This window comes from Serratia sp. CY52157, from assembly GCF_052168495.1.
GTDB lineage: Bacteria > Pseudomonadota > Gammaproteobacteria > Enterobacterales > Enterobacteriaceae > Serratia > Serratia ureilytica.
The window spans coordinates 1606562-1622310 of the sequence record NZ_JBJNMO010000001.1; the positions used below are offsets into that span (position 1 = coordinate 1606562).

At 61.7% G+C, this 15749-nt stretch carries 13 protein-coding genes and 1 tRNA gene; 5 read left to right on the top strand and 9 right to left on the bottom strand.

Annotated elements, in window-relative coordinates; all coding sequences use genetic code 11:
* Positions 1–25 precede the first annotated feature (25 nt).
* Together ACJ8IP_RS07640 and ACJ8IP_RS07645 are read left to right on the top strand one after the other, a co-directional pair.
* Entirely contained in the window at positions 26–3115 is a 3090-nt protein-coding gene (locus ACJ8IP_RS07640; protein ID WP_089191995.1) for a beta-galactosidase, read from the top strand.
* Positions 3116–3229: 114 nt separating this feature from the next.
* Positions 3230–3305 (top strand) — tRNA-Asn (locus ACJ8IP_RS07645).
* Between the two features lie 145 nt (positions 3306–3450).
* On the opposite strand, the gene ACJ8IP_RS07650 is transcribed toward ACJ8IP_RS07645, so the two are convergent.
* On the bottom strand, positions 3451–4341 hold the full coding sequence (locus ACJ8IP_RS07650; protein WP_089191996.1) for an oxidoreductase: 891 nt from the start codon (positions 4339–4341) through the stop codon (positions 3451–3453).
* 454 nt (positions 4342–4795) lie between these two features.
* On the opposite strand from ACJ8IP_RS07650, the gene ACJ8IP_RS07655 reads away from it, so the two are divergent.
* Positions 4796–6502: a hemolysin gene (locus tag ACJ8IP_RS07655; protein ID WP_147838507.1), complete on the top strand. Its 1707-nt coding sequence runs from the start codon at positions 4796–4798 to the stop codon at positions 6500–6502.
* Positions 6503–6551: 49 nt separating this feature from the next.
* Here the strand turns inward: ACJ8IP_RS07655 and ACJ8IP_RS07660 are convergent, their stop codons facing one another.
* Positions 6552–7124, bottom strand: coding sequence for a hypothetical protein (locus ACJ8IP_RS07660; protein ID WP_108681436.1), 573 nt, complete (start codon positions 7122–7124; stop codon positions 6552–6554).
* A 129-nt stretch (positions 7125–7253) separates the two neighbouring features.
* Here ACJ8IP_RS07660 and ACJ8IP_RS07665 point away from each other — a divergent pair, with 129 nt between their 5' ends.
* Positions 7254–8144 (top strand): LysR substrate-binding domain-containing protein, encoded by an 891-nt coding sequence (locus ACJ8IP_RS07665; protein ID WP_089191999.1) that lies wholly within the window; start codon positions 7254–7256, stop codon positions 8142–8144.
* On the opposite strand, the gene ACJ8IP_RS07670 is transcribed toward ACJ8IP_RS07665, so the two are convergent.
* The 7 genes from ACJ8IP_RS07670 to ACJ8IP_RS07700 form a co-directional block, all read right to left on the bottom strand.
* Entirely contained in the window at positions 8141–8869 is a 729-nt protein-coding gene (locus tag ACJ8IP_RS07670; RefSeq protein ID WP_042784996.1) for a PA1136 family autoinducer-binding transcriptional regulator, read from the bottom strand. The genes ACJ8IP_RS07665 and ACJ8IP_RS07670 overlap by 4 nt on opposite strands.
* Positions 8866–9741 carry a glyoxalase III HchA gene (gene hchA / locus ACJ8IP_RS07675; RefSeq protein WP_033643728.1) on the bottom strand — a complete coding sequence of 292 codons (876 nt, stop codon included), beginning with the start codon at positions 9739–9741 and terminating at the stop codon, positions 8866–8868. Before hchA ends, ACJ8IP_RS07670 begins: the two co-directional genes overlap by 4 nt.
* A 102-nt stretch (positions 9742–9843) precedes the next feature.
* On the bottom strand, positions 9844–10611 hold the full coding sequence (locus tag ACJ8IP_RS07680) for an ABC transporter ATP-binding protein (RefSeq protein ID WP_108681440.1): 768 nt from the start codon (positions 10609–10611) through the stop codon (positions 9844–9846).
* Positions 10598–11608, bottom strand: coding sequence for a FecCD family ABC transporter permease (locus ACJ8IP_RS07685; protein ID WP_033643730.1), 1011 nt, complete (start codon positions 11606–11608; stop codon positions 10598–10600). Before ACJ8IP_RS07685 ends, ACJ8IP_RS07680 begins: the two co-directional genes overlap by 14 nt.
* Positions 11609–11650: 42 nt before the next feature.
* Positions 11651–12727, bottom strand: a complete 1077-nt coding sequence (locus tag ACJ8IP_RS07690) for an ABC transporter substrate-binding protein (RefSeq protein ID WP_255443898.1) — start codon at positions 12725–12727, stop codon at positions 11651–11653.
* Positions 12728–12773: 46 nt separating this feature from the next.
* A complete protein-coding gene (locus tag ACJ8IP_RS07695; protein ID WP_223524788.1) occupies positions 12774–13172 on the bottom strand; it encodes a hypothetical protein in 399 nt (132 codons plus the stop codon).
* An 18-nt stretch (positions 13173–13190) separates the two neighbouring features.
* Entirely contained in the window at positions 13191–14561 is a 1371-nt protein-coding gene (locus ACJ8IP_RS07700; RefSeq protein WP_042785000.1) for an MFS transporter, read from the bottom strand.
* 339 nt (positions 14562–14900) lie between these two features.
* Here ACJ8IP_RS07700 and amiA point away from each other — a divergent pair, with 339 nt between their 5' ends.
* Positions 14901–15743, top strand: a complete 843-nt coding sequence (gene amiA / locus ACJ8IP_RS07705; RefSeq protein ID WP_033643732.1) for an N-acetylmuramoyl-L-alanine amidase AmiA — start codon at positions 14901–14903, stop codon at positions 15741–15743.
* Positions 15744–15749: the final 6 nt, after the last annotated feature.

Consider the following 15749-nt stretch of genomic DNA (forward strand, 5'->3'; position numbering starts at 1 on the left):
CACCTAGCCGACTGGACGATCGCCGATGCCTGCTGCGCCCCTAGCTTCCCTGACCGAGATCCTCGCCCGCCGTGACTGGCAAAACCCGGCCTGCACCCACTACCGCCGGCTGGAGGCCCACCCGCCGTTCGCCAGCTGGCGCACGGTGGAAGACGCGCGCGACGACGCCCCCAGCGCCAGCCGCCGATCGCTGAACGGCGAGTGGCGCTTCAGCTATTTCCCGCGCCCAGAGGCCGCGCCGGAGAACTGGCTGCAGCAGGATCTGCCGGACGCCGCCCCGCTGGCGGTGCCGGGCAACTGGCAGCTCGCCGGCTACGACGCGCCGATCTACACCAACGTGCGCTACCCGTTCCCGGTCGATCCGCCGCGCGTGCCGGAAGACAACCCGACCGGCTGCTACTCGCGCGCCTTCAGCGTCGATCCGGCCTGGCTGGCCGCCGGCCAGACGCGCGTCATCTTCGACGGCGTCAACTCGGCGTTCTATTTATGGTGCAACGGCCACTGGGTCGGCTATTCGCAGGATAGCCGCCTGCCGGCGGAGTTCGATCTCAGCCCGTGGCTGCGGCCGGGTGAAAACCGGCTGGCGGTGATGGTGCTGCGCTGGTGCGACGGCAGCTATCTGGAAGATCAGGACATGTGGCGCATGAGCGGCATCTTCCGCGACGTCAGCCTGCTGCACAAACCCGCCGCGCACCTTAGCGATGTGCGCATCACCACGCCGCTGCATGACAGCTTTACCCGCGGCGAACTGGTGGTGACGGCGCGCGCCAGCCGGCCCGGCCCGCTGCAGGTGCAGATTCAGCTGTGGCGCGACGGCGCGCGAGTGGCCGAACGCACCCAACCGCTCGGCAGCGAGATCGTGGACGAGCGCGGGGCCTATGACGATCGCGTCACCCTGCGGCTGCCGGTGGAGCGCCCGGCGCTGTGGAGCGCCGAAACGCCCGCGCTGTATCGCGCCACCGTCGCCCTGCTCTCGCCCGAAGGGGAGATTATCGAGGTGGAGGCCTATGACGTCGGCTTCCGCCAGGTAGAGATCAGCGGCGGGCTATTGAAGCTCAACGGGCAGCCGCTGCTGATCCGCGGCGTTAACCGCCACGAGCATCATCCGCGCCACGGCCAGGTGATGGACGAGGCGACGATGCGCCACGACATCCTGCTGATGAAGCAGCACAACTTCAACGCGGTGCGCTGCTCGCATTACCCCAACCACCCGCTGTGGTACCGGTTGTGCGACCGCTACGGGCTGTACGTGGTGGACGAAGCCAATATCGAGACCCACGGCATGCAGCCGATGAACCGCCTGACTGACGATCCGCTGTGGCTGCCGGCGATGAGCGAGCGCCTCACCCGCATGGTGCAACGCGATCGCAACCATCCTTGCATCATTATCTGGTCGCTGGGCAACGAGTCCGGCCACGGCGCGAACCACGACGCGCTGTACCGCTGGGTGAAAAGCCAGGATCCGACCCGCCCGGTGCAATATGAAGGCGGCGGCGCCGACACCGCCGCCACCGACATCATCTGCCCGATGTATGCGCGAGTGGATCAGGATCAGCCGTTCCCGGCGGTGCCCAAATGGGCGATCGGCAAGTGGATCGGCCTGCCGGAGGAGCCGCGCCCGCTGATCCTGTGCGAATACGCCCACGCGATGGGCAACAGTTTCGGCGGTTTCGAGCGCTACTGGCGCGCGTTCCACGCACATCCGCGCCTGCAGGGCGGCTTTGTCTGGGACTGGGTCGATCAGGCGCTGATCAAACGCGACGATCGCGGCGAAGAGTTCTGGGCCTACGGCGGCGACTTCGGCGATACCCCCAACGATCGCCAGTTCTGCCTGAACGGGCTGGTGTTCGCGGATCGCACCCCGCACCCGGCGCTGTTCGAAGCGCAGCGGGCGCAGCAGCTGTTCCGCTTCGCCTTCGATGCCGCCTCGCTGACGCTGACCGTCACCAGCGATTACCTGTTCCGCCACACCGACAACGAACAGCTCAACTGGCGGCTGGAGCTGGACGGCGTGGAGCGCGCCAGCGGCAGCCTCGATCTGGCGCTGCCGCCGCAGGGCAGTGCTAGCTTCACCCTGCTCGACCGCCTGCCGATGCTGCATCAGCCCGGCGAGCTGTGGCTGAACGTGGAGGTGGTGCAGCCGCAGGCCACCGACTGGTCCGAAGCGCACCACCGCTGCGCCTGGGATCAGTGGCGGGTGCCGCGCGCGCTGCATCCCGCGCCGCCGCCGGCGCAGGGCGTGCCGCCAATGCTGATTGAAGACGATCAGGGGCTGACGCTCACCCACGGCGACCAGCGTTGGCGCTTCGAGCGCAGCAGCGGCCACCTGACGCAGTGGTGGCAGAACGAGCAGCCACAGCTGCTGACGCCGCTGCGCGACGGTTTTGCGCGCGCGCCGATCGATAACGACATCGGCGTCAGTGAGGCGGACCATATCGATCCCAACGCCTGGGTCGAACGCTGGAAGCTGGCGGGCCTGTACCGGCTGGAGGAGCGCTGCACGCAGCTGCAGGCCGATGCGCTGCAAAACGGCGTGCGGGTGGTGAGCGAACACCAGTTCGGCGTGGACGGGCAGATTTTGCTGATCAGCCGCAAGCAGTGGCTGTTCGACGCGCTGGGCGCGGTGAGCGTGAACGTGGAGGTCGAGGTGGCCGACGCCCTGCCACCGCCGGCGCGCATCGGCCTGAACTGTCAACTGGCGACGGTGCAGCCGCAGGCGGAATGGCTGGGCCTGGGCCCGCACGAGAACTACCCGGATCGCCGCCTGGCCGCGCAGCACGGGCGCTGGCGCCTGCCGCTGGCAGATCTGCACACGCCGTATATTTTCCCCGGCGAGAATGGCCTGCGCTGCGACACCCGCAGCCTGCGCTACGGCGGCTGGCGCATCGACGGCCGCTTCCACTTCTCGCTCAGCCGCTACGGCCTGCAACAGCTGATGGCCCGCAGCCACCAGCATCTGCTGCAGCCGGAAGCAGGCACCTGGCTGCATCTGGACGGCTTCCACATGGGGGTGGGTGGCGACGATTCCTGGAGCCCGAGCGTGCACCGGGATTATCTGCTCACCGCCGGCGTTTACCGCTATCAGCTGCGCCTGCAGCGGGCGCCCGAGGGCTAAATCTGCCAAAAAACTCAACGGGTTGCGCATTCTGTAAGCAAACAGTCACAGAATGTGTAATCCGCCTTTGACATGCCGACGGCGCCTCGCTATTATTCGCCCCGTTCACACGATTCCTCTGTAGTTCAGTCGGTAGAACGGCGGACTGTTAATCCGTATGTCACTGGTTCGAGTCCAGTCAGAGGAGCCATATTTAGAGAAGCCCGCTCAGGGAAACCTGAGCGGGCTTTTTGCTGTTGGCGGGTTTGGGCTGCGGCAGGCAACCGGCTGTCTGAATGCCAACCGTATTGACAGCGAAAATACCCTTGCCCGACGAACGCCTGCGCCGCCGGCTATCACCCCGGCCCTTCACTGCCCGCGGCCAGCAGCGGCACCAGGATATCGCTAATCGGCGTAGGGATGCCCTGCAAGCGCCCATAACGCTGCACGACACCATTGCGTATGTCCCACTCCAGTGGCCGGTTGGCCTGCCGGTCGGCAAGAATAGAGGTGCCCAAATCCGCGGGCGCACGCTGAAAGCCGTCCACGATCGCCTCCGGCACGTTATCGTGAAGCACCGCACCCTGCGCGCGCGCGACGGCCAGGCATTCACGCAGATAAGCCAGGGCCAGTTGCGTTATGTCGGCGCGCGAAAACATGCCTGCGCGGCGATTGGCCAGCACCATCAGCCCCGCAGCCGCATTCTGCAACAGCTTACGCCAGGCAATCGAGAGAAAATCCGATGACAGCTCAACCGCACAGCGTGAACCGCTGAGCGCGTCGGCGATCGCTTGCGCCTGTGGCGCATCCGGCAGTGTCAGGCGCGGCGTGGCGCGTAGCCTGACGGACGCATCTTGCTCGCGCTGCGCCGGAAACCACACCACGGAGGGCAGCACCGTCGCCCCATTGACGTAAGGCGCCAGCAGAGATTGCTGCTCGACGCCGTTTTGCAGCGCACACACGACGGTGTTTTTATTGCACAACGCCGCCAGCCAGCCCGCGCTGTCGGTTACCTGCGTGGTTTTTACGGCGACAAAAACCAGATCGTAGGGATGGGCGACGGTACGCGGATCGCTTAAAACCGGCCCCGGCACCACCACTTCTCCCTCATCGTGGCGCAGAATTAATTGCGGATGGGCCGTACGCCCGCAAAGCAGCGGCGTGCGGCCCACTTCATGAAGCGCCGCAGCGATGGCGGTGCCGATGGCGCCGGGGCCAATAAGCGCAATAGTAGGGCGATCGGACATAGCGAGTCCTCCAGGTTGGATTAACCGTTCATCAGCCCGCGGTTTCTGTTACGCGCTAATGCTGATGCAGGATAAGCGGGCGCCAAGGTAAATGATACGGCGGCAAGGAGATAAACGCAGCTGTCGGAAACTATCCGGCCCCTTCCCCCAGCGAAACCCACTCTTTTACCTAAGAAGATTCCCAACCAAGCTGACGGAAATGCCTTCCTGACGCCAATACGCGGATTTACCCGCCGATTTACAGCAATAATTCTGTAAAAACAATCGATAAGCCAATCTCTCTCGCTCAGCAAGTTGCGTCTATCCTTTCGCTATGGGCGCCTGCCGCCCATCGTTCGCTGCAGATCGCGGCATGCGCGTTTCTGGCTGTTCGGGTTTCGGTTTTATTCCATCGCGCGCTTCCATTCATCATGTTGAATTTCACAGCAATCTCTCAGCAACAAGGAGTGTTTATATGGCTTACGTCATTACCGACCGAGAAAAACTGCAAGCGATTTGGGAGGCCGCCAAAGCCGGCGACTGGCCAGCGGTATATGCCGCATCCGTCGATGCGCTCACCGATCCCAACCATGCCAACCAACCTATTCAAGGCGTGGATATCGCGGTCTATACCTGGATCAAAGGCGCCTATGGCGTGAACTCGAATCAGGGGGCGTTTGCCCATTACATTCGCGACCAAACCAAGCTGCAGTATGAGCTGCGCACCGGGCATGTGCCCGATGACTGGGAGGCGCGCATTCAGAATGCCTCCGACAACATCGCCAAAAACTTCGCCAAAACGCTGTTTGGCGTCGATCTGAGCAGCGATCCCAACGCGCCGCTGCCGGATGCCCCGCCCACCAGCGCCAAAGTGCCGGACATTCACGAGGTCGGCCTGATCGACGCCGGCGCGGCGGCGTCCGAGGTGTTCACCGATGCTTCCTCGACCGGCGCCCCCAACTATTCCCCCTGGGCAGGCACCACGCTGTTCTCTTATTTAGGCGATACCTCGTTCTTTACCGAATGGGTGGCCACCAACGATACCTCGCCTTTTAAGGTCGAAAGCGGCACCTACGATTTGATTGCGGCGGCGCAGGTCTCCATGCAGATGAAAAACCTCAGTTACGTGGTTGAAACGCTGCTGGCGGGCGAAGTGCCCACCTATTTGACCACCCTCGGCATTGGCCACGAGACCATCCGCCTCGCCGCCGAAGCAGCGCGTGATTTCTACACCGAATCCTACGGCAGCAGCGTGACCGGCGGCGGCAGCCTCATTCCCGGCAAGCTGGATATCGGCTCGGCGATTTTCAACGACATTGCCGACGTGCTGTCCACGCCGAATCTGTACCGCGTCGGTACGCTGCATGACGACGATTTCACGCTGGCGTTCGGCAATATCGCCGTTAACACCGGCAGCGGCGACGACACCATCAGCGTGCCGCGCGGCTGGCAAAACAACGCCGGCAACTATGGCTGGACGGTGATCGACGGCGGCAGCGGCCACGATACGGTCGATTATTCCAGCCTGTCGCACGGGGTAAACCTGAAGTTTGACGCCCAGGGCAGCTACGGCGGACGCGGGGTGATCGAGAAAAACGGCATCGGGCTGTATGGCTTTAAGGACGGGCTGTACAACATCGAAGCGGTGAAACTGACCGACTTTAAGGACAACGTCACCTTTAACGATCGGGTGCTGACGCCGGCCAACGGCCTGGAGGTCAGCCTGGGCAAAGGCTCCAGCGAGATTCGTTTCGAGCACGGTTATACCACTGCGCCGGGAGGGAGCGCGCCGCAGGATTATCTCGGCGTGAACCTGAGCATGCTGTCCAACGATGTGCCTTTCCCCAACAGCCTGCTGAATATTCCCGTGAAGCAGACCCACAATATCTACATCGACGACAGCTTCGAGCTGGGCTTTTTACAGGCCTCCTCCCTGTCTATCGACAACCACCTGCTGGCCTTCGGCGCCGAAGGATCAAACAGCAGCTTCTCACTGAACTACAATGCGCAAACCCATACGCAGGATCTGTCGATATTCATGCAGGGCGAAAGCGCGCTCAATCAGCACGTCGTCAATATCTACAATTGGGATCAAGGATACTTTGGCATCAATCTGGAGCAGCCGGCCATTCAGCTTGTCGGTTTGCAAACCGTTACGCCGCAAGAACTGGCGGCCGCCTAAGCGAAGCCCGCCGGTTTACCGGCGGGTTGTTTACCTGCGGCGCGACGGCTCAGGCCCCATCCCGTTCCGCCACCCGCGCCAGCAACGCCCCCAGCAACGCCAGGTCGACCAGCAACGCCAGCGCGAAACAGCTCCCCCTCACGCCCGGCGCGGCGTAGGCTTGCACCAGCGAAGCGGCAATCACTACGGCCACGATAGTCACCACCGTCGTCAACCTGCACGCCACGGTGAACGCCGCTTTCACCTCCACCGCCGTGCGGTAGGCAACGCCCTGCCCCAGGCCGCCGAGGGCGAGGCCCGCCAGCAGAGCCGGCCAGTCATGGCCGCCGAACAGCATCAGCAATGTGAATAGCCATCCCACCGCCGCCAGCAAAAAGCCGTGGCGGAGAATCGCCAGCGCAGGCCGGTTCCGCAGCGGCTGCCAGCGGGCCAGTGCGGCGCCGCCGAGAAACGCCAGCGCCAATGCCGTCAGCAGCATCAGGGTCGCGCCGATGCCCTGCAGGCTCTCCGCCTCCAGCAGCAAAGCGCCCGCCGCGACCGGCACGCTGAGCGCCAGGGCGCTCGCCGCCGTTCCCGTGTGTGTCATGGCGCCCAGGGCGCCGTTGTTGATAGAAAGGCTCATCGCTCACTCCCGATAGGGTGGAAATGATGAAATAAATTCATTTCCCTGTTCACATATCAGTAGCCTATCTCTTGTATAATCGGTCAGACAAACTCATAGTTTTCAGCCTTAGATGAGAATAACTCAGCCATGAGAAAACCCCGTTTGCCGCCGCTGGGCGCGCTGCGCGCTTTCCACGCCGTGGCCGGCTGCCGCAGCTTCAAACTGGCCGCCGAGGCGCTGGGCGTGAGCGCGACGGCGGTCAGCCACCAGATCAAACTGCTGGAATCGGTGCTGGAATGCCGGGTGTGCGAGCGCAGCGCGCAGGGCGTCAGCCTGACCGAGACCGGCGAGATCCTGTATGCCGGCACCCAGCGCGCCTTTGCCGCGCTGGAACAGTCCGTCGCCCAAATCACTCGCGCCCGGCAGCCGCCGGCGCTGACCGTCACCACCACCTCCAATTTTCTCACCCACTGGCTGGTGCCGCGCCTGGCGGATTTCAAGGCGGAGTTTCCCGCCATCGATCTGCGCCTGCACACCAGCGTCGAACGGGTGGATCTCAGCCAGCGCACCGTGGACGTCGCCATCCGCTACCGCGAAACGCCGGAAAGCGATCTGCACTGCACCCTGCTGCATGAGGATCGCTTTATCGTGGTCGCCAGCCCGGCGCTGGCGCTGGCGCGCATCGAGGATTTGCAGCGGGTGACGTTGTTTCACGTGGCGCATCGGCAGGTGCCCGCCGACTCGCCGACCTGGGAGAACTGGCGGCGGCGCTACGGGCCGGAAGGGTTGAACGTGGAAGCCGGGCTGACCTTCAGCGACGAAACCCATGCGCTGCAGGCGGCGGTGGCCGGCCAGGGGGTGGTGATCGCCAGCCGGCTGCTGGCGCGCGATTTGTTGCAGCGCGGCGTGCTGGCCGCGCCGTTCGAGATGGCGTTACCCGGCGCCAACTACTATCTGGTGGCCACCGAAGAGACCGCGCAGCGCCCCGATATCATTGCGCTGCGCGAGTGGCTGCTGCGGCAAATGGCGGCAGGCTAACGGCTCTCGGGGGCAATTTCGCCCAGGCGGATCGCCACGCTGATCGCCTGCGCGGTGGTGGCGGCGCCAAGGCGCCGGCGAATGCGGCGCAGGTGGTTTTCCACCGTGCGTTCAGACAGGCCGAGCATCGCGGCGATATCCGCCTGTCGTCGGCCGATGGCGGTCCAGCTCAGCACCTCACGCTCGCGCGCCGACAGCCGGCCTTCTTCTTTGCCGGCCGCCGGTTCAAACAGCCGCCGCGCCGCCAAAAAGGCCGCCGTGCCCACCAGCGACAGCGCCAACCGCACCGGCGGCGAGGCGTCGATGCGCTCGCCTCCCAGGCTGACGGCGCCCTCCAGGCCGGCGGGGCCGAACACCGGGATTTGCACGCCGTGCAGGCCCGCGCCGCGCGGCGTGCGCACAATCCGGTAGCGCTCTCCCTGCTGCGCCCGGGTCTTGGTCCAGAAGAACGGCTCGCTGGCCCGCAGCATGTGGCGAGTCACCGGGCAGTGCCGCACGTAGGTCAGCGCATCGACCGCCTCCCCCTCGCCGAACCAGTCGCCTTCGACCCAATAGATATGCTCGATCCCCGCCTCCGCCGTGGCGGAAGCGGAAAACAGTACAAAGCGATCGAAGCCGAACGGCGCGGCGAAGGCGCGAACCCGCCCCTGAATGGCGGACAGGGTTCGCTCGTGGTCCATCGCCAACGCCGTCTGGAAAGCGCGCTGCGCGATCTCGTCGCTCATCGCGCGGCGACGTCGGCCAGCAGCGTCTCCGCCGCCAGTTTGCCGAGGTTGTTGGAAGCCAGCGGGCTGTCGCCGGTCAGCAGGCGCCGATCTTTATGCACCTTGCCGGTGATGTCGGCATTGACGATCTTCACGCCCAGCTCACGCAGGCGTTCGCCCACCAGCCAGGGCATCGGGCCGGGGATATAGCCGATGTCGATGTTGGCGCCGGTATCGAGAGCATCCGGGAACACGCACATCTCATAGCCGCGATAGAGGAAATCGTCTTTGCTCTCACCGATGCCCGCCGCCAGCAAACCGGCCGGCCCGTGGCACAGCGAGATCACGTAGCGATCGTTGTCATGGGCCCAGTGCAGCGTCTTTTTCACCTCTTCACTGAACGGGATATCATTGAGCACGCCGTGGCCGCCGGGAATGAAAACGCCGAGGTAGTTGCCGCCATCCAGATCCTTCACGACTTCCGTCAGCTTTTTCGGCTGCTTGAGTTGGCTGCGGTACTTCTCATAGGTGGCCTTGACCGCTGGGTCTTCATGCGGGAACGCCCACATCTCCAGCTTCACCGGATCGCCGGACGGCGTGGCGATGTCGATCTCGAAACCGGCCAGATCCAGGTGATACATCGGCAGCAGCATCTCGACCGGATGGTTGCCGGTGGAGAAGAACTTGCCGTTTTGCATCAGCAGGTAGCGCTCCTGCGAGGCGATCATCAGCACCTTCCACTTGCCGCCGCGATAGGCGTTCGGGTAGCTGGCGCCCGTGAAGTCGGTTTTGGACGAGGTGTACTGGCTGAGGGAGTAAGGTGATGGGAAGAACGCGTTGTCTTCCGCCACATCCGGGGTGGGATTACGATCGTTGGATACTGAATCAGTCATGATTATCTCCATATTCACCGTTGCATTTCTCTTTCAGCTTAAATAACCGCCGGCGGGGCCGCAATGAGGGATATCCCTCAATCGCCCTCGCACTGGCGGCGCTCAAGCGGGGTGCCGTAGCGCGACAATGAACGTTTCTTCGCTGACGCCGGCATATTCGTACCGGCACTTTCTCACCGGCACCTGGAAGTAGCGCTCCAGGATATCCTCTTGCAGCAAGGCGTTTTTATCGCCAAACACGCACTGTCGCTTATTCATCAGCAGGCACTTGTCGGAGATGCGATCGGCGTAATGCAGAAAATGCGTATTCAGCACGATCGTCATCTGCCGCTCTTTGGCGAGACGCCAGAGCATCTCGATCATTTTTGCCTGATTGTAAAAATCCAGGTTCGACTCCGGTTCGTCGAGGATCATGACGTCGGGGTCCGCCGCCAGCGCCTTGGCGAAATAACACATCTGTAGTTCCCCGCCGCTGATCTGATTGATGTTTTTCTGCGCCAGCGGCGCGATCTCCAGCGCGTGCAACACCGCCTGCGCCTTGGCGAAATCTTGCCGCCGCGGCCCGGCGAACCACCCCGCCTGGCGAGCGCAGCCGAAAGTGACAAAATCGAGCACGCCATACGCGAAATGCGGCGTTTTCGCCTGCGGCACATAGGCCAGTCGGGCGGGCCGATTGTCGATATGGCCGATCTGGCACACGCCTGACAAGGGCCGGCACAGGCCCGCGACATGTCTCAGCAGCGTGGTTTTACCGGCGCCGTTCGGCCCGAGCACGCTGAGGATCTCACCGCGTTTCAGATGAAAACTGACGTTGTCGAGAATGGGCTCACACCCTTTGAACCCCAGGGTCAACTGGCTAACGGTGATCATGTTTGCTGCTCATAATAAAAAGGAGGGCGAAAAGCGGCGCGCCGATCAGCGCGGTCAGGATGCCGATCGGGATTTCAGCGTAGGTGGCGCCTCTGGCGATATTGTCGATCACCAGCAAAAACAGCGCCCCGCTCAGCGCCGAAGCCGGGATCAGGCGACCGTGGTTATACCCCAATACGCTTCGCACCAAATGCGGGATCACCAAGCCGACCCACCCCACCACGCCGGCCAAGCTCACCGAGGCGGAAACCAGCAGAGAGGCGGCGATCAGCAACAGGATCTTCAGCCGGGGCGGATTCAGACCGGCGATGCGCGCCTCGTCGTCTCCCAGCGAGAGAATGTTCATATTCCACCTGAGCCGGTAGATAGTCAGGTAACACGCCGCAAACAGCGGGATCAGCCAATAAACTTGCGCTTTCGCTACCGAAGCGAAGCTGCCCATCAGCCAGAAGACGATCGCCGGCAAGGTATCCTGCGGATCGGCGACATATTTTATGACCGAGACAAACGCGATAAACAGCGACGCGATAATCATGCCGGACAAAAGCGTGGTGAGCGCATCCTGCCGGCGTTTGAGGCGGCAGATGCCGAGCACCAGCAACAGGCTCACCACGCCGAAAAGAAACGACAGCAGCGAACTCAGGGCAAAAGGCAAACTCAATAGAATGCCCAGCGCAGCGCCAAAGGCGGAGGCGGAAGACGTGCCCAGCACGTCCGGGCTGGCCAATGCGTTTTTCAGCACCGCCTGAAAGGTCGCGCCGGCGACCGCCAACCCGCCGCCCACCAGCATCACCGCCACTACCCGCGGCGCGCGCAGGTTAAAAATCACCGAATAGCGGGCCTGGTTTTCCCCCGGCATGTTCCCCTGCCATAAAATCTGCGCCACATCATGGGCCGACAAGGCGTAGCGGCCGGCAAACAGCGATGCGAAGGCGACTGCACACAGCGAAATGAACAATCCCGCCATGATCGCCGCATATTTTCCTCTGCCCGGCATCCCCAAGCTCCTCCAATGGATTAACGCTATTCAACCGTGGCGCTAGCGTTGCGCCAGCACCTCATCCAGCAACCGGTCCGGGATCGCGTAGGAGAACATCGTCCGATAATAACGACGCGTCTCCTGCCGCAGCGTCTTGTCGCTAATGTCTTCGGGCGCGTATCGGTTGATCATGAACAGCGGCAACAGTGACGTTTCCGCCGACAGGCCCCCCCAGTTGTGAATGCCCACCGGCGTCGAGAAAACCTTGCCGTTTTTCACAGCCCTGAGCGTCTCCCACGCCTGGCCGGGGATCCCCCCGTGCAGCAGCGCTTTTGCGCTGCCGAACACCACGAAAATCACATCCGGATCCCAGGCCATGATCTGCTCCATCGACACGTTGATGTACCTGCCGGCATCGCCCTTCACCGGCAAATCCCCGGCGACGTTATCCATGCCGGCCATTTTGAGATAGGTGTCGCCGTAGGTGTGCGGGCCGCTCACCTTCAGCTGCCTGCCGTCGCTTTCTTCCAGATATAACGCCCTGACGTGCTGCGCGCGGATGGCTGCGGCATAGGGGCGGATCTGCTTCAGGGTCCTTTCCCAGGCGTCTTTGAATTTATGCGTGCGCGGCAGGCCGAGGGTGTCGGCGAAGGTATTTTCCCAATACACCTGGGTGACCATCGGCTGGTATTTGGTCTTCCCGCCGGCGTCCAGATCGACCGTCATCACGCCCGCCCTTTCCAGCCGATCGTCCTGGCTTTTGCCGTAGTAATAAATGATGTCGGGCCGCAGATTCATTAACGACTCCATGTTGACCCGATAGTCCTTATTGATGAAATCGGACGTGATCCTGCCGATGTCAGGCTTCATGTCTTTCAACACATGCATATCGGCATGCATGAATGCCCAGGGGCCGACGCCGACGACGTGCCGATAGGCCGCCTCGTTGGCCAGGATCACGCCGAAGGGGCAGTTGCCGGTGATGACGATCCGCGGGTAGCTGCCGGGCAGCGTTTGCGCCGCCACGCTCTGCGGCAGCGCGGTCGCTTCCGGCTGGCTGGCGCCGGCGCAAGGCAGCATCGGCAAAGCGGCTATCGCCAGCAAGGCGGTGGCGATGAATGTCAGTTTTACGGCCATGAGGCCTCCTGCGCGCACGCGCAATGGCGCGCGTCGATGAGCGGTGTCAGGCCGAGGCGGCGATGCCGGCGGCCATGATGGTGATCCCGGCAACGAAAACGATCGCCGCGGTGGCGACCGCGCCGCCGCCGACCAACGCGGCGGTTTTTCCTTCGGAAATCTCTTTTCGCTGCAGGAAAGAGAGTTGCGACAGGGGAATGATTTTTCCGCTGTCGGCAACGATGTCTTTCGGTTCAACCTTCGCAACCGTCAGCTCGCCGCCGCTGCCGTCCTTCAGGCCGTATTTCAGCCGATCGCCGACATACACCGGCGGCTGCAACAGATAATACGGGCTATTGAGCCCCGCCTCTTTTTGTTGCAGCGCCACGTCGTGGTAGGTCGAGCAGCCGCTGAGGGAAAACGCCGCCATCCCGATAATGAGCGGCACCAGGTGGATGAATCGCATGGGAAACCTCGAACGTGCTTATTTGCTGGTTTTTAACGTAACGGCGGACTTGAAGCGCATATAGCTCACGGCCAGAGAGAGAAACGAGAACGCCGCCCCCGCCATTAAGCTGATAGTCGTCGCTTGCGCGCCGCGCATATTGAAGAAAATCGCCACTAACGCCGAACCGACGATTTGCCCGATCAACCGGGAACTGCCCAACAGACCGCTGGCGATGCTGCTGTTTTCATGAGAGACCGAGGTCATGATCAGCAGGTTGTTCGGTGATTGAAACAGGCCGAAACCGATGCCGCACAGCGCCACACGCCATACGATCGCCCCATTCGACGGATCGGCCGGCAGGTTGGCCATCAGCAGCATGCCGGCCAACAAGCAGGCGAGGCCTGACAGGGCGACGAGATTGGGATCGTATTTCTTGGTCAAATCGCCGGAAATCAACGACGACACCATGGTGGCCAGCGGCCAGGCGGTCAGCAGCAGACCGATTTCCACCACGTTTCTTTGCAGGACATTGTGGAAATAAAAAGGCAGCGATACAAAAGCCAAAAGCTGGGTGCTGTAAGACAGCATCGACATCAGCAAAGACAATGACAGCGTCGGGTTATGCAGCATCGCGACCGGGATCAGCGCGGCGTTGGCCTTTCTTTTCTGATTGATGTACAGCCACCCGGCCAGTCCGGCGAATACCGCAAAGCTCAGCGCCGCCGCCGGCAGATGGCGGGTGGTCATGCTCATCGTGCTGAGCGAGAAAGCGATAAACAGCACAAACACCAACAGGGCGCCCCCGCTGTCGAAGCCAACGCTGCGCCGCTCGCGGGAGCCCAGAAATATCATGCTCAGCAGCAGCGACAGGCAGGCGATGGGAACATTGATGGTGAACAGCCAGTTCCAGCTCGTTTGAGAAAGTATCGCCGAGGCGATGGACGGCCCGGCGGCGGCGGAAACCGACACCACCATCACGTTAATCCCCAGGCCGCGCCCCAGCAGCCTTGCCGGGTAGATCTCCTTGATCAGCGCCGCATTGACGCTGAGCACCGCCGCCGCGCCGAAGCCCTGTATCACTCGGAACGCCGTCAGCATCGCCAGCGTGTCGGAAAGCGCGCAACCCAACGAGGAGAAAGCAAACAGCACCACCCCGGCCATAAAGATTTTTTTATTGCCCACCGCTCTGCCCAGCGCCGCAAAGGGCATCAACGACGCGACGACGGCAAACTGGTAGGCATTGATAATCATGATGGAAGCCGATTCGGAAACGGCGAAATCTTTCGCGATCACCGGCAGCGCTACGTTGGCGATGGTGCTGTCGAGCATGGCGATGACCGTGCTTAACGAGACGGCGAGAACCGCGAATAGATTTAGCGTCTCTTTTTCCTGGTGTTTAAAAGTCATGTTAACGCTCCAAAAACGTGGGTGTCTTTATGCCGGCATGCCGGCGGCAAAGACGCCGTTTTTATCAATTTTTGTAATTACGTTATAACATATCATTACTGGATGGTAATAAATCTCATTTGAAATATTGGATTGCATAGTGTTTCAAAATAAGAATTAACAAATGCAATACAAATAAATCACAATATAAATACCCAATTAAATAACCATACTCGGTATAAAAAACCGGTTTATTTATAGAATGACATTAAAAGTAACAGGCGCTAACAGACAACGATGATGCCGGCATAAATTGTTATGTTATAACAAATCAACCTTCCCTTTATGCGGGTTAACCTTATGGCTAAGAAGGACCTTTTGAACACGCGCTTGTCCCGCCGCAGAATGATGCTGGCCGGGCTGGCGGCTCTGGCGCTCAATAGCGCCGTTTCTCCGCTGGCTAGCGCCCACGGCTTGCCACGCCCCAAAAAACAGGCGGGCCCTCAGGGTGCGCGAAAACGATTCCTGGTCATGTTGGATCCCGGCCATGGCGGCATCGACTCCGGCGCCATTGGCCACACCGGTTCGCTGGAAAAACATGTCGTTCTGGCGATCGCCAGAAACGTGCGGGCGCAGCTCGATCGACACGGCATCGATGCCCGCCTGACGCGCGACAGCGACGTTTTTATTCCGCTGTACGATCGAGTGGAGATCGCGCACCGGCACGGCGCGGATCTTTTCATGTCGATTCACGCCGACGGCTTTACCTGCCCCAGCGCCTGCGGCGCTTCGGTCTTTGCGCTTTCCACTAAGGGCGCCAGCAGCGCGATGGCGAAATACTTATCGAACAGTGAAAACGCGGCGGACGATCTCGCCGGCCCCCACGTCATCAAGAAAGATCGCTATTTGCAGAAGATACTGTTTGATTTGGAACAAACGGAAACCATCAAAGAAAGCCTGACGCTGGGCTCGCACCTGATCCAACATATTGCGCCCATCCATCATTTGCATGCCAAAAATACCGAACAGGCGGCCTTCGTGGTGTTGAAATCCCCGTACATTCCTTCGGTATTGGTGGAAACCTCGTTCATCACCAACCCCGAGGAAGAAAGGCTGCTGGGCACCCCTGCATTCCGAAATAAAATCGCCACCGCCATCACGCAGGGGATCGTCAGCTACTTTAAACACGTCACGCACGCTTAAGCTTCA

What these genes read in the sequence shown, in the direction of transcription:
- ACJ8IP_RS07640 (WP_089191995.1), top strand. Translation starts at nt 26, where the DNA reads ATGCCTGCTGCGCCCCTAGCTTCCCTGACCGAGATCCTCGCCCGCCGT.
- ACJ8IP_RS07650 (WP_089191996.1), bottom strand. Translation starts at nt 4,341, where the DNA reads ATGTCCGATCGCCCTACTATTGCGCTTATTGGCCCCGGCGCCATCGGC.
- ACJ8IP_RS07655 (WP_147838507.1), top strand. Translation starts at nt 4,796, where the DNA reads ATGGCTTACGTCATTACCGACCGAGAAAAACTGCAAGCGATTTGGGAG.
- ACJ8IP_RS07660 (WP_108681436.1), bottom strand. Translation starts at nt 7,124, where the DNA reads ATGAGCCTTTCTATCAACAACGGCGCCCTGGGCGCCATGACACACACG.
- ACJ8IP_RS07665 (WP_089191999.1), top strand. Translation starts at nt 7,254, where the DNA reads ATGAGAAAACCCCGTTTGCCGCCGCTGGGCGCGCTGCGCGCTTTCCAC.
- ACJ8IP_RS07670 (WP_042784996.1), bottom strand. Translation starts at nt 8,869, where the DNA reads ATGAGCGACGAGATCGCGCAGCGCGCTTTCCAGACGGCGTTGGCGATG.
- hchA (WP_033643728.1), bottom strand. Translation starts at nt 9,741, where the DNA reads ATGACTGATTCAGTATCCAACGATCGTAATCCCACCCCGGATGTGGCG.
- ACJ8IP_RS07680 (WP_108681440.1), bottom strand. Translation starts at nt 10,611, where the DNA reads ATGATCACCGTTAGCCAGTTGACCCTGGGGTTCAAAGGGTGTGAGCCC.
- ACJ8IP_RS07685 (WP_033643730.1), bottom strand. Translation starts at nt 11,608, where the DNA reads ATGCCGGGCAGAGGAAAATATGCGGCGATCATGGCGGGATTGTTCATT.
- ACJ8IP_RS07690 (WP_255443898.1), bottom strand. Translation starts at nt 12,727, where the DNA reads ATGGCCGTAAAACTGACATTCATCGCCACCGCCTTGCTGGCGATAGCC.
- ACJ8IP_RS07695 (WP_223524788.1), bottom strand. Translation starts at nt 13,172, where the DNA reads ATGCGATTCATCCACCTGGTGCCGCTCATTATCGGGATGGCGGCGTTT.
- ACJ8IP_RS07700 (WP_042785000.1), bottom strand. Translation starts at nt 14,561, where the DNA reads ATGACTTTTAAACACCAGGAAAAAGAGACGCTAAATCTATTCGCGGTT.
- amiA (WP_033643732.1), top strand. Translation starts at nt 14,901, where the DNA reads ATGGCTAAGAAGGACCTTTTGAACACGCGCTTGTCCCGCCGCAGAATG.